This window comes from Actinomadura rubrobrunea NBRC 15275, from assembly GCF_001552235.1.
GTDB classification, from domain to species: domain Bacteria; phylum Actinomycetota; class Actinomycetes; order Streptosporangiales; family Streptosporangiaceae; genus Spirillospora; species Spirillospora viridilutea.
The window spans coordinates 59122-71853 of record NZ_BCQU01000026.1; the positions used below are offsets into that span (position 1 = coordinate 59122).

Consider the following 12732-nt stretch of genomic DNA (forward strand, 5'->3'; position numbering starts at 1 on the left):
CGCTCGGACGAAGGTTGAACGGAGGCTCGGCGCGGCGCCGTACAGGAAAGGTATGAGCAGCGCGCAGACCCACGACAACGGGCGGGCCGTCCTGACGGCGTCGCCGCGGCCGGCGGCGACGGTCGGGCCCGCGCAGGTCGCACTCGGCGCCGTCGCGGTCGCGATGGTGGTGCTGGCGGCCGTCGTCCGGTTCGGCGGCTCGCTGAGCGAGCAGGTCGCGCCCGGGCTGACCCAGTCGGGGGCCTTCACCAAGGGCGCCCTGGCCGTGTCCGAGCTGGCGATGAACGCCGCCGCGACGCTCACCGTGGGATGGCTGCTGCTGGCCGCCGTGCTGCTGCCCGCCGCGTCCGACCGCCTCGACCGGTGCCTGCGGGCCGCGTCGCTGAGCGCGCTGGGCTGGACGCTGGCCACGCTCGCCGTGGTGGCCTTCTCGGCGGCCGACCTGTTCGGCGTCCCGCTCGGCGGGCTCACCCAGAACCTGCTCGCCACGTTCGTGCGGGACCTGTCGGAGGGGCGGGCCCTGACGGCCGTCGCCGCGGCCGCCGCCGTCATCGCGGTCACCGCGCACCTGCCGCGCACGCCGCAGGCCGCCGGGTACCTGCTCGCGCTGGCGCTGGCCGCGCTGCTGCCGCCGTCGTTCACCGGGCACGCGGCGGACGCCTCCTTCCACACGCTCGCCGTCTACAGCCTGGCGGCGCACGTCGTCGCCGCGGCCGTGTGGGTCGGCGGGCTGGTCGCGCTCGCCGCGGCCGTCCGGTGGGCCGGGGACCACGCCGCCGAGATCGTCACCCGCTACAGCGCGCTGGCGCTGGTGTGCTTCGCGGCGGTCGGGGCGAGCGGCGCGGTCAACGCGTGGATCCGGCTGGGCGGGGTCGACCTCGGGTCCCGGTACGGGGCGCTGGTCGCGGCCAAGATCGCCGTGCTCGGGGCGCTGGGCGCGCTGGGCTGGCGGCACCGCCGCGCGAGCATCCCGCGGCTGCGGTCCGGGCGCGCCGCCGGGACGTTCCTGCGCGTCGCCGCCGTCGAGATCCTCGTCATGGCCGCCGTGATGGCGCTGGCCACCGGGCTGTCGCGGACGCCGCCGCCCGAACTGGCCAGCGACACGCTCGACCCGGTGGAGCTGCGGCTCGGCTTCCCGCTCCCCGGCCCGCCGAGCCTGTCCGCCTACGCTCTGGACTGGTGGATCGACCCGCTGTGCGGCGCGCTGGTCGTCCTCGGCGGCGTCCTGTACGGGGCGGGCGTCGTGCGGCTGCGCGCCCGCGGCGGCGCCTGGCCTCTCGCGCGCGTCGCGGCGTGGTACGCCGGGTTGACGATCGTGCTGGTCGCGACGTGCAGCGGGCTGGCCCGCTACAGCATGGTGCTGTTCAGCGACCACCTGCTGCAGCACATGGCGGTGAGCCTGCCGGCGTCGCTCCTGCTGCTGCTCGGCGCGCCGGTCGCCTTGGCGCTGCGCGCGCTTCCCGAGGGTCGGCCGCGGCAGCTGATCGACGCGGCGGCGCGCAGCCGCGGCGTCCGGCTGCTCGGCCATCCCGTCGTCGCGCCGGCGGTCTTCGTCGCCGCTCTCTACGGCTTCTACTTCACCTCGCTGTTCGAGGCGTCCCTGCGCAACCACGCCGTCCACTCGCTGGCCCTGGTCGTATTCGTGGCGGCCGGCGTGTTCTACCTGCGGGCCGCCCTCGATCCCGGACGGTGGCTGCGCGGCGCCCTGCTGCTGGCGGCGTCGCTTCCGTTCCACGTGGGGTTCGGGCTCGTCATCACCGGCTCCGACGACGCGCTGGCCGAGGGCTGGTTCAGCCGCCTGGGACGGACCTGGGGCGTCGCGCCGCTGGACGACCAGCGGTCCGGCGGCGAGCTCGCCTGGACGTTCGGCGTGACCGCCACCCTGCTGCTCCTGGCCGTGCTCGTCTGCCTGCGCGTCCGCGCGGCCAGGCGGGGCGCGGCCAGGCGGGGCTGAGGGCGGCCGCCGCGGCCGGGCCGGCGCGGCGGGACCGCCCCCGGAACGTCAGCCGTCGGCCGGGCGGGACGCGCCGATCTGCCGGGCCAGGGCCCGCACCCGAGCCGCGTGCCGGTCGTACCCGACCACGACGGGCGGCTCGTTGTAGGGCATGGTGTCGGACGAGCGGCGCAGCTTGATGTACTGCCCGCACGCGTCGATCGCGTACGGCTCCATGTCGTCCTGCAACGCGCCGATCACGGTGATGCCGTGCGACTCGCCGATCTCCCGGAACAGCGCCACCGCCTCCTTGCGGTGCTCCTTGCCCAGGTTGCGGCCCAGCTCGTCCAGCACCAGGCACAGGCGGCCGCCGCCGGAGGACGCCAGCGCCGCCGCGCACACCAGCTTGACGGCCTTCTCGTCCATGAGCGCGGTGTTGGCGCGCCGGTTGTAGGGCACGTACCGCTGGCCGTCCGAGCGGCGCCACTTGGGCGTGACGCGCCACCGCCACTCCTGCTCGGGGTCGGCGGGCGGCTCGGGCGTGGGGAACTCCAGCGTCGCCCCGTAGCCGCCGTACTCCAGGTCCAGCTTCTCGAACTCCTCGGCGACGCGCTGCAGCCGGGTGCGGATCGCCGCGGTGAGCGCGGCGCGGTGCGCCTCGGCCGCGCCCGCCGCCTCCTCGGCGCCCTTCTGGGCCTTCTCCAGGTCGGCGCGGCGCGCGGCCATCTGCACCTCGATCTGCCGCCGCTGGTGCCGCTCGTAGTCCTCCTGCTGCCGCAGGTACCCCTCCAGGGCCTTGACCAGACGGGGGAACGTCGAGCGCTCCCGGTCGGTGCGGCGCCCCTCGCCCTCGGTGCGCTCCCGCAGCAGGAAGCGGATCTCCTCGGGCATGTCCTCGTCGGAGATCCCGTCCGGGAAGACCAGGCGCAGCGCCTCGGAGAGGTGCTTCTCCGCGGTGAGCCACCACTCGTCGGGCGTCCAGGTCTTCTCGTCGTCGGTGAGCGCGTCCAGCCACTCGGCGGCCGCGTCCCGCGACCCGCCCCACTCCTTCTCCAGGTCGGCCAGGCCGAGGGCGGCGCGCCGCCCCTCCAGGTCGGCGATCCGGGCGCGGATCTGGTCGCGGGCGCGTTCGTGGGCCTCGCGGCGCCCCCGCAGCCGGTCCGCCTCCAGGGCGCGGGTGTCGGCCTTGGCCTGCAGGCGGCGCAGCTCCTGCTCGGCCGCCGCCAGCCGCGGCCCGAGGCTCTCCTCGCTCGCGGCCACCTCCTCCAGCCGCTCCCGCACCTGCGTCATCTGCTCGCGGACGAGCTCCAGTTCGGCCGCGGCCTGCGCGCCCGCCAGGCGCCGCCGCGCCTGCGCCACGTCGGCGGCGGCCTCGGCGGTGCGCTCCCGGGCCGCCTCCAGCGCCTCGCGCGCCTCCTCCAGCGCGGCCCGGGCCGCCTGCACCCGGGCCACCCGGCCGGTCACCGGCTCGGGGAATCCGCCGACGATGACGACGCCCGAGCCGTCCCCGGCGTCGAGGGCGGAGAAGAACCGGCCCAGCGGCAGCGCGCAGCGCACGCCCTCGGGATGGCCGTCGCGCGGGGCGGCGTCGGCGTCGGCGGGCAGCCCGCCGTCCGCCGGGACGATCATCGAGCCGGGCATGCCGCGCAGCGCCTCCAGCGCGGCGTCCAGATCGTCCGGGCCGACCACGACGGCCTCCCGGTACGGCCACAGCGCCGCCTCCCAGCGTTCGCGCACGTCCTCGGCGAGCTCCACCGCGTCCAGCAGCCCGACCGCCGGGACGCCCGCCGCGGCCAGCGCGCGGATCTGCGCCGGGGCGCTGCCCTCCCCGGCCTCGGCCTCGGCCAGCTCCCGTTCCGCCCGCGCCACCGCGCCCCGGGCCATGCCGAACTCCTGCTGCGCCTCGTCGCGGCGCGCCTCGGCCTCGGCCAGCTCGCGGCGCGCCGCGTCCGCGTCGCGGCCGTCGGCGTCGCGGCGCCGGTCCTCCAGCGCCGACACCCGGCGGCGCAGCTCCTCCAGCCGGTTGCGGGCCACCGCCTTGTCCGCGCCGAGCTGGTCCGCCCGGCCCTTCAGCTCGGCCAGCGCGGCGCCCGCCTCGGCGAGCCGGGCGTCCAGCGCGCCGCCGGTGAGCTGCTCGACCTCCCGCTCCGCCGCCTTGATCGCCTCGGCCGCCTCGGCGGCCTCGCGGTGCAGCCGCTCCAGCTCGGCGGCGTGCGCGGCGTCGGCCTGGACGGCGTCCACCAGCAGCCGCGCCTGCCGCGTCCGCCAGTGGCGCACCGCCGCCGCCACCTGCTCGCGGGCCCGGTCGCGGCGGTCGAAGGTCTTCAGCAGCGCCGCGGCCTCGCGCTCCCAGGCGGCCAGCCGTTCGGCCGCCTCGGCGGCCTTGGCCCGCTCCCGGTGCTCCTCGGCCCGCGACACCCGCTCGGCCTCGAGCTCCCGGTCGAGCCCGGTGAGCGCGGCGATCGCGCTGAAGATCCGCTCCGGCGGGATCTCGTTCAGCGGCTGCGACAGCAGGTTGGTGGCCACCTTCGACCGCACCGACGTGGACAGGAACGACACGCACCGCACCTGCCCGCCGTACAGCACCCGCGTCAGGTCCTTGGCGACGAAGTCGCGGCGCCCGGCGCTGCGCGGCAGGCCCGCCCACAGCCGGTCGGCCAGCGACACCCGCTCGGCCTCCGACGGCGCCGACGCCAGGTGCACCCCGCGCCGCCAGCGGATCTCCAGGTGCGGGGCGTCGGCGTTGACGCGCAGCCACACCGTGACCGCCGACGAGCCGTCCGCCTCCGGGGCGTCGGCGTGGTCGAACACGCCGATGATGTAGCCGTGGTCGGCGCTGGCCCACTGCCCTTCGCCCTGCGCCGCCAGCTCGGCGTTGAACAGCAGCTCGGCGACGGCGCGCGCCCCGGACGCGAACCGCCACTGCTCGTCGCCCAGCAGCGCGGTGATGGCGGCGATGAACGACGACTTGCCCGCGCCGTTGGAGTCCTTGGGGCCCTGTCCGGCCACCACGATGAGCGTGCCGGGCACGGTGGGCACGGGATGCGTGGACAGCCGCGAGATGTTCACCGCCTGCACGGCGATGAGCACCCGGTCCCCGACGATGTTCTCGTCGTCCCCGGCCCGGCGCGCGGGTCCGGGCACCAGCGGTTCGAGGACGGCGGTCATGCGATCTCCCCCCGGTCCGTCTTCTCGGCGGCGTCGGCTTGTCCGGCGTCGGTGCGCGCGCCCTCGGCGCGCCGGGCGTCGGCCTGGGCGGCGGCGCGGGCGCGGCTGTGGCGGCGGGCGCGGATGGCGGCGGCCAGCGGCGAGTCCGGGCCCGCGGCGAGGATCAGCTCCTCCTGCAGGCGGCGGCGCGCGGCCTCGGTGAGGCGGTGGAACTGCGGCCCCGGGACGAAGCCGCCCTGCTCGTCCGGGCCCGCCTTCACCTGCGACACCAGGCCCGCCAGGCGCAGGCGCCGCAGGGCGGCCTCCAGCTCCCCGATGGGCAGCTGGGAGCGGCGGCGCAGCTCGTCCAAGGGGGTCGGGTACGGCGACAGCCACGAGTCGTCCGGCAGCAGGCCGGCCGCGCGGGGGATCGCCACGGAGTGGATGAGGATCAGCGTCAGGACGGCGCGCTCGTCCGGCGGCGGCACGCACGCCGGATCCGCCGCCAGCGCCTCGGCGACGTCGTCGCGGTAGGCGGAGATCCAGCGCGTCGGGCCGCCCTTGGCGGTCGTGCGCACCAGCGTGCGTCCGGTCAGCGCGAGCATCTCCTGGAGCGTGCGGCGCAACGCGGGCTCGCGCAGCGCCGGGAAGCGCACCTCCGGCACGGGCTCGGCCGCGTGCTCCACCGCCATGTAGGCGGCGACGAGTTCCGCGCGCCGCTTCTCGTCGTAGGACCGAAGCAGCGGCTCGAAAAGCTCACTCACCCGGGTCCTCCACGGGCTCTCCCGCGCCGCCCTGCGCGTCGACGTGGGGGAGGGGCTCGGGAGGCTGGGGCAGGCGGCGGACGAGGTCGCGCAGCGGCCCCAGGGAGCCTTCGGGCCACAGGGCGATGCGGGGGCCGGTCCGCACGGTCGCGGTGTCCTCGTCCAGCAGCAGCCATCCGGTGTCGTGCAGGCGGCGCAGTTCGCCGGTCGCCCAGCGGCGCGCCAGTTCCGCGTCGCCCCGCGACATGCGCACGTACACCTCCAGCACGTCCCCGACGGGGGCGGGCTCGCCGGGCCAGGGCGCGTCGTCCAGGCGCGTCCAGCAGCAGCGCAGCGCGGCGGCCAGGACGCGGCGCGCCTGGCCGGGCCGGTCCAGCGGCATGGGCGCGATGTCGTACTCCTCCAGGAGCGCCGGGGTGGCGCCGTCGGGCCACGGAGGCAGCAGCCAGACGCTCGAGCCGTCGCTCGCCGTGGGCAGCCCCGGCGGAACGGGCTCCGACACCGGGATCGCGGGCGCCCCCAGCAGACGCGCACGCGCGCGGGCGAGCACCTCCGGAGGCACGGGCGGGGTCACGGGCCGGTCCTTTCGAACACGCCGGGGGACAGCCACGTGGGCGACCCGTCGGGACGGCACGCCAGCCCGTCCGACCACACCAGCCTGTAGGGCAGTTCCGGGTGCAGGTGCGCCGACGACAGGTCGGCCAGCAGGCGCCGTGCGGCCGCCCAGTCCCGGTCGAGCACCTCCTCCACGGCGACCCTGTCGCGTCCCCTCAGGACCTGCTCGGCGACGTCGCGCAGGCGCTCGGCCGCGGCGTCGTCGCTCGCCGCGTCCTCCGACAGCCCCGGGTCGGGCACGGACGGACGGGGCGGCGCCGGGCGGGGCGGAGTCGTGCGAGGCCCGTCCTCCACCGCCGACACCACCGCCGCGGGCTCGTGCCACGGCGCCGGCGCGTCGAACACGAACCCGTCCAGCACGGCCGCCAGCTCCTCCCGGGAGGCGGTGCGCGCGAACGTGCGCCACGTCTCGGGCGGAAGCAGGGTGAGGTTGCGCGTCGTGCCCGCCGAGTCCGACAGCCGGGCGGCGGCGCGCCGCGAGGCGTCCCCGTAGGCGTAGATGGCGGCGCGCAGGTCCGTGCAGGCGCGGTCCAGCTGCGGCCAGCGCCGCAGGATCGCGCCGTGCAGGCGCTCGGCCCGCTGGAGGATCTCCTCGGTGCCCCACAGCTTCGGGGCCTGCTCGCGCAGCTCCTCGATCGTCCCGTTGGTCAGCGTGACCAGCTCCACGCTCCACAGCCGGAACGCCCGCGCCAGCCCTTCGGCCCCTTCACGCGCCTGCTCGGCCGTCATCCGGGGGTCGGCCACGTTGAGCTGCTCCAGCGCCAGCAGCCGGTGCATCTCGCTCTGGCCGCCGTCCCGCATCATCCGCCGGATGAACATCAGCCCCACCACGCTGGTGAACGACGCGCGGTAGCGCAGCTGGTTCGGCTTGGGGAACACCTCCCGGATGGCGCCCAGGCCCTTGAGCACGCGCAGCCGGTTCTCGAACACCTCGGCGGGGTAGCGGCGGCACACGTGCCGCATCTGCTCGTGGCTCAGCCCCTCTTCCCCGGCGTCGGCGAACGCGGCGAGGAGCGTCTCCGCCACGTCCACCATCTCCGGGTCGTCCACGACGGCGCCGCTGTCGCGCGCCAGCGCGGCGAACATCTGCCGGTAGACGCCCAGCACCGCCTCGCCGACGAGCACGTCGTCCAGGCTCGGAGCATCGTTGGTGGGGGACACGGCGCACTACGGTACGGCCCCGGCCCCTCGAACGTGGAATCGAACCGCTGGACCCGCCGGGTTCGCCGGGATCAGGCGGGTCGGGGAATGCTCTTGTGCTCCAGGTACGCCGTCAGCCCCTCGGGGCCGAGCTCGCGGCCGAGACCGCTGTCCTTGAAACCGCCGAACGGCGTGTTGGGGTCGAGCACGTAGAGGTTGACGCCGCAGCTCCCGGTGCGGATGCGGCGGGCGACCTCGACGCCGTGGTCGACGTCGGCGGTCCACACCGAGCCGCCCAGCCCGTAGGAGCTGTCGTTGGCGATGCGCACGGCGTCGTCCTCGTCCTCGTACGGGATCAGCGCCAGCACCGGCCCGAAGATCTCCTCCTGGGCGATGCGCATGTCGTTGCGGACGTCGGCGAAGACGGTGGGCGCCACGTACCAGCCGCGGTCGCGCGGCCGCTCCAGCCCGCCGGTGATGATCTTGGCGCCCTCCTCCTGGCCGAGCCGGATGTAGCCCTCCACCCGCTCCCGCTGGCGCCGCGCCACGAGCGGCCCGATCTCGGTGGAGTAGTCGGCCGGGTCGCCCACGGCCAGCCCGCCGACCATGGCGGCCAGGGCCTCGGCGACCTCGTCGTAGCGGCTGCGCGGCGCCAGGATGCGCGTCTGTGCGGCGCACGCCTCGCCGTTGTTCATCAGCGACGCCGTCTTCAGGCCCTCCATGGTGGCGTCCAGGTCGGCGTCCTCCAGGATGATCGCCGCGGACTTGCCGCCCAGCTCCAGGGTGACGGGCCGCAGCAGCTCCCCGCACACCGCGGCGATCTTGCGCCCCGCCGCGGTGGAGCCGGTGAACGCCACCTTGTCGACGTCCGGGTGCGCCACCAGGTGCGCGCCGACCTCCCGTCCGGCGGGCACGATGTTGACCACGCCGTCCGGAACACCCGCCTCCCTGATCCACTCGGCGAGCAGGTAGGCGTCCAGCGGCGCCTCCGGCGACGGCTTGGCCACCACCGTGCAGCCCGCGATCAGCGCGGGGGCCAGCTTCAGCATCAGCGTGAACTGGGGGGCGTTCCACGGGTAGATCGCCGCGACCACGCCGACCGGCTCGCGCGCCACGGTGACCGGGCCGAGCATGCCCGCGCGCTCCTCCTCCCAGGCGAACCGGGCGGCCAGGTCGACGTAGTACTGCAGCACCAGCTGCGACATCGCGGCCTGCCCGAACACCGAGAACAGGATCGGCGAGCCCATCTCGGCGGTGATCAGGTCGGCCATCTCCTGCTGCCGGTCGGCGTAGAGCGCGGCGAGCCGGCCGAGGACCTCGGCGCGCTCGGCGGGCGTCATGCGCGGCCAGGGCCCGCGGTCGAACGCGCGGCGGGCGGCGGCCACGGCGGCGTCGACGTCGGCCGCGGTGCCCTCGGGCACCCGCCCGATCACCTCCTCGGTGTGCGGCGAGACGACCTCGATCGCGCCGGTGCCGGCCGGGGCGGTCCAGTCGCCGTCGATGAACAGCCGGTCGTGCTCGTGCATGCCGCCGCACCTCCGCCACGGTTTGACCGAATGCTTGCTTGGTCACAGCATCGCACGGAGCCCCCGGGGATTGGCAAGAGCCGGATGAGACGCCCGTCTCATCCGCGGGTCACGGCAGCAGGTGCGCGTTGGGCTCGCGGGCGCGCGCCGCCAGTTCGGGCAGCTCGACGACCTGCGCGCCCCGCGCGCGCAGCAGCTCCACGCCCTCGCCCTCGACGAACAGCGGCGGCTCGCGCCAGGCGAACACCACCCGCCGGATCCCGGCCGCCAGGATCAGCTCCGCGCAGGTGCGGGGACGCGACAGCCGCCGCCCGCACGGCTCCAGCGAGCTGTAGATCGTGGCGCCGCGGAGCCGCTCCCGCGTCCGCGGATCCGGGCCGGTCCGGCCCCGCCCCGTCCACTCCGACCCCGTCCAGAGGACCGCGCCGATCTTGGCCAGGGCGGTCTCCTCGGCGTGCGCCTGCGGGTCGGTCTCGCGGGAGAAGCCGCGGGCCAGCTCCCGGCCGTCCGCGTCCACGATCACCGCGCCGACCGAGAACGCCGTCGCCGACGGCGGGCACTGCGCCGCCAGGTCGCACGCCAGCGCCAGCCAGCGCAGGTCGTCCCCGCGCCGGGCGGCGGCCGCCGGCGGGGCGGGCGGCGGAGCCGGCGGGGCGGCGCCGTCCATCAGCGGCCGCCGCCCGCCAGATACCGCAGCAGCACCAGGTCGCCGATGCGGGTGACCTCCTCCAGGCGCATCGGCGCGGCCGGGCTCTGCGGGAACACCCCGGCGCCGACGAACCGCGGCGCCGCCGGGTCGCCGATGAAGAACGGCGCCACCACCAGCTGCAGCTCGTCCACCAGCCCGGCGGTCAGGAACCGGGTGTGGACCCCGCCGCCGCCCTCGACCATCAGCCGCCGCACGCCGCGCCGCGCCAGGTCCGCCAGCATCGCGGGAAGGCTCACCGGATCGCCCGCCTCGACGACCTCGGCGCGCCCGGCCAGCCGATCGGCCAGCTTGGGCGCCACGCCCGGCGGCGCGTACACCAGCTTGGGCGACTCCCCGGTGGTGAAGAACCGGGAGTCCGGGTCGAGGTCGCCGCTGGACGTCACCGTGACCTTGGTCAGGTCGGGCGGCAGGCCGCGCCGCACCCGCTGCTCGCGCCGGGCGGGGGAGCGCACCAGCAGCTTGGGGTCGTCCCGCCGCACGGTGCCCGCGCCGACCATGATGGCGTCGCAGCCGGCGCGCACGGCGTCGACCCGGTCGAAGTCGGCGGGCGTCGACAGCCGCAGCCGCTGCGGGCTCGCGTCGTCGATGTAACCGTCGACCGACATGGCGCAGCTCAAGAGCACGTAGGGACGCTCGTTCACGCCGCAACCCTAAGGCAGAAGCGGCCGTCGCGAGCCCGCCGGAGGGCGTCCGGGGACGGGCGGCGGGTCCGGTCGACGGCCGGCGTGATCCTTTGGGGCTTGTCGGCGTTTCTGTGCCTGATGTGTCGGTGGTGACGCCTATGGTGGCCGGGACATGCGATTCCTCCACACCTCCGACTGGCACCTGGGCAGGACGTTCCACCGCGAGGACCTGCTCGACGCCCAGGGCCGGTTCATCGACCACCTGGTCGAGACCGCGCGGTCGGAACGCGTGGACGCCGTGCTGGTCTCCGGCGACGTCTACGACCGGGCGCTGCCGTCCGTGGACGCGGTGCGGCTGGCCGACGAGGCGCTCACGCGGCTGCGGGAGACCGCCCGGGTGGTGCTGATCTCCGGCAACCACGACTCGGCGCGGCGGCTCGGGTTCGGCGCGGGCCTGATGGACGCCTCCGGCGTGCACGTGCGGACGGATCCCGCGGCGGTCGGCGAGCCGGTGCTGATCGACGGCGTCGCCGTCTACGGCGTCCCCTACCTGGAGCCCGACCTGGTGCGCGGCGACTGGGGCCTGGACGAGCGCGGGCACACCGCCGCGCTCACCGCCGCGATGCGCCGCGTCCGCGCCGACCTGGCCCGCCGCGGCGCGGGCGTCCGCTCGGTGGTGCTGGCGCACGCGTTCGTCACCGGCGGCGAGGCCCCGCGGCCGGAGACGAGCGACAGCGAGCGCGACATCTCGGTCGGCGGCGCGGCGAACGTCCCGGTCGGGGTGTTCGACGGCGTCGACTACGTGGCGCTGGGCCACCTGCACGGACGGCAGCGGATCACCGACCGGGTCCGCTACTGCGGCTCCCCGCTGGCCTACTCGTTCTCCGAGGAGCACCACGTCAAGGGGTCCTGGCTGGTCGACCTGGCCGACGACGGCGCGGTGTCGGCGGAGTTCGTGGAGGCGCCCGTGCCGCGCCGCCTCAAGCGGCTGCGCGGCCGCATCGACGACCTGCTGACCGACCCGCGCCACGACGCCCACCGCGACAGCTGGCTGCAGATCACCCTCACCGATCCGGACCGGCCCGCCGGCGCGATGGAGCGGCTGCGCCGCCGCTTCCCGCACGTCCTCGTGCTCGGCCACGAGCCGGAGGGCGGCGGCGAGCGGACCGGGCGCACCTGGGCGCGGCGGGTGCGGGAGAAGTCCGAGCTGGAGATCGCGGCCGACTTCGTGGCCGAGGTGACCGGCGCCCCGCCCGACGACGACGAACGGGCGCTGCTGCGCGAGGCGTTCGAAGCGTGCCGCCGGAAGGAGGCCGCCCGGTGAGGCTGCACCACCTGGAGATCACCGCGTTCGGGCCGTTCTCCGGCACCGAGCGGATCGACTTCGACGCGCTGTCGGACGCGGGCCTGTTCCTCATCCACGGGCAGACCGGCGCGGGCAAGACCAGCATCCTGGACGCGGTGTGCTTCGCGCTCTACGGCAGGGTGCCGGGCGCCCGCAGCCGCAACGAGGCCACCGCCCTGCGCAGCGACCACGCCCCGCCCGGCACGGCACCGAGAGTGGTGCTGGAGACGACGATCCGGGGGCGGCGGCTGCGCATCACGCGCTCGCCCAAGTGGGAGCGGCCCAAGCTGCGCGGCCGGGGCACCCGGGTGGAGCAGGCCAAGGTCGTCGTGGAGGAGTTCAAACAGGGCGAGTGGGAGGCGCTGGCCACGCGGCTGGACGAGGCGGGCGACCTGATCGGGCGGCTCCTCGGCATGACCTGCGAGCAGTTCTGCCAGGTCGCCATGCTGCCGCAGGGCGAGTTCGCCGGGTTCCTGCGCGCCAAGGCCGACGACCGCCGCAAGGTGCTGGAGCGGCTGTTCGCCGCCGAGATCTTCACGCAGGCGGAGCAGTGGCTGGCCGACCGGCGCCGCGACGCCCACCGCGAGGCCGCCGACCTGCGCGCCGCCGCCGTGGCGACCGCCGACCGCGTCGCCGAGATCACCGGTTCGGCGTCCCCGCGCGACGCCGCGCGTCCGCTCGTCCCGGCGCCGCGGCCGGGCGAGCCCGGTCCCGAGCCTCCGGACGACGTCGAGGCGCTGCCCGCGTGGGCCGCCGAGCTGGAGGCCCACCACGCCGACCTGCTCGCCGTCGCCGAGAGCCTGCTCGCCGAGGCCGGCGAGGCGCGGGAGGCCGCGCGCGCCGCCGCCGACCAGGGGCGCGCGCTGCACGACCGGCAGGCCCGGCACGCCGAGGCCGTGCGGCGCCGCGCCGCCCTGCGGGAGCGGGCGT

10 protein-coding genes are annotated in these 12732 nt (G+C 76.3%); 3 read left to right on the forward strand and 7 right to left on the reverse strand.

Translation table 11 applies throughout. The annotated features are described in order from the left end of the window. Positions 1–52: 52 nt before the first annotated feature. Entirely contained in the window at positions 53–1954 is a 1902-nt protein-coding gene (locus AR3_RS10880; protein ID WP_067912480.1) for a bifunctional copper resistance protein CopD/cytochrome c oxidase assembly protein, read from the forward strand. A 48-nt stretch (positions 1955–2002) separates the two neighbouring features. Here AR3_RS10880 and AR3_RS10885 read toward each other — a convergent pair whose 3' ends face one another. The 7 genes from AR3_RS10885 to AR3_RS10915 all read right to left on the reverse strand — a co-directional run bounded on the left by AR3_RS10885 (position 2003) and on the right by AR3_RS10915 (position 10475). Then, the gene (locus AR3_RS10885; protein ID WP_067912483.1) at positions 2003–5101 is read right to left on the reverse strand and encodes a chromosome partitioning protein ParA; all 3099 of its coding nucleotides are present in this window, start codon (positions 5099–5101) and stop codon (positions 2003–2005) included. Beyond that, entirely contained in the window at positions 5098–5844 is a 747-nt protein-coding gene (locus AR3_RS10890; RefSeq protein WP_169803816.1) for a DprA-like winged helix domain-containing protein, read from the reverse strand. The genes AR3_RS10885 and AR3_RS10890 overlap by 4 nt, the downstream gene beginning before the upstream one ends. Next, positions 5837–6418, reverse strand: coding sequence for a hypothetical protein (locus AR3_RS10895; RefSeq protein WP_227023036.1), 582 nt, complete (start codon positions 6416–6418; stop codon positions 5837–5839). Before AR3_RS10895 ends, AR3_RS10890 begins: the two co-directional genes overlap by 8 nt. Further along, entirely contained in the window at positions 6415–7620 is a 1206-nt protein-coding gene (locus AR3_RS10900) for a hypothetical protein (RefSeq protein ID WP_067912486.1), read from the reverse strand. Before AR3_RS10900 ends, AR3_RS10895 begins: the two co-directional genes overlap by 4 nt. A gap of 71 nt (positions 7621–7691) precedes the next feature. Next, complete coding sequence (locus tag AR3_RS10905; RefSeq protein ID WP_067912490.1) at positions 7692–9125, reverse strand: aldehyde dehydrogenase; 1434 nt, start codon at positions 9123–9125, stop codon at positions 7692–7694. A gap of 109 nt (positions 9126–9234) precedes the next feature. Next, positions 9235–9792, reverse strand: a complete 558-nt coding sequence (locus tag AR3_RS10910) for a cytidine/deoxycytidylate deaminase family protein (protein ID WP_083951278.1) — start codon at positions 9790–9792, stop codon at positions 9235–9237. Next, the gene (locus tag AR3_RS10915; RefSeq protein ID WP_106258393.1) at positions 9792–10475 is read right to left on the reverse strand and encodes a RibD family protein; all 684 of its coding nucleotides are present in this window, start codon (positions 10473–10475) and stop codon (positions 9792–9794) included. Before AR3_RS10915 ends, AR3_RS10910 begins: the two co-directional genes overlap by 1 nt. A gap of 154 nt (positions 10476–10629) precedes the next feature. On the opposite strand from AR3_RS10915, the gene AR3_RS10920 reads away from it, so the two are divergent. Both AR3_RS10920 and AR3_RS10925 read left to right on the forward strand, forming a co-directional pair. Then, positions 10630–11781, forward strand: a complete 1152-nt coding sequence (locus tag AR3_RS10920; protein WP_067912496.1) for an exonuclease SbcCD subunit D — start codon at positions 10630–10632, stop codon at positions 11779–11781. After that, positions 11778–12732 (forward strand): AAA family ATPase (locus AR3_RS10925; protein ID WP_157406650.1); only part of this gene is annotated, 955 nt, incomplete at its 3' end. The genes AR3_RS10920 and AR3_RS10925, both read left to right, overlap by 4 nt.

What these genes read in the sequence shown, in the direction of transcription:
- AR3_RS10905 (WP_067912490.1), bottom strand. Translation starts at nt 9,125, where the DNA reads ATGCACGAGCACGACCGGCTGTTCATCGACGGCGACTGGACCGCCCCG.
- AR3_RS10885 (WP_067912483.1), bottom strand. Translation starts at nt 5,101, where the DNA reads ATGACCGCCGTCCTCGAACCGCTGGTGCCCGGACCCGCGCGCCGGGCC.
- AR3_RS10880 (WP_067912480.1), top strand. Translation starts at nt 53, where the DNA reads ATGAGCAGCGCGCAGACCCACGACAACGGGCGGGCCGTCCTGACGGCG.
- AR3_RS10920 (WP_067912496.1), top strand. Translation starts at nt 10,630, where the DNA reads ATGCGATTCCTCCACACCTCCGACTGGCACCTGGGCAGGACGTTCCAC.
- AR3_RS10910 (WP_083951278.1), bottom strand. Translation starts at nt 9,792, where the DNA reads ATGGACGGCGCCGCCCCGCCGGCTCCGCCGCCCGCCCCGCCGGCGGCC.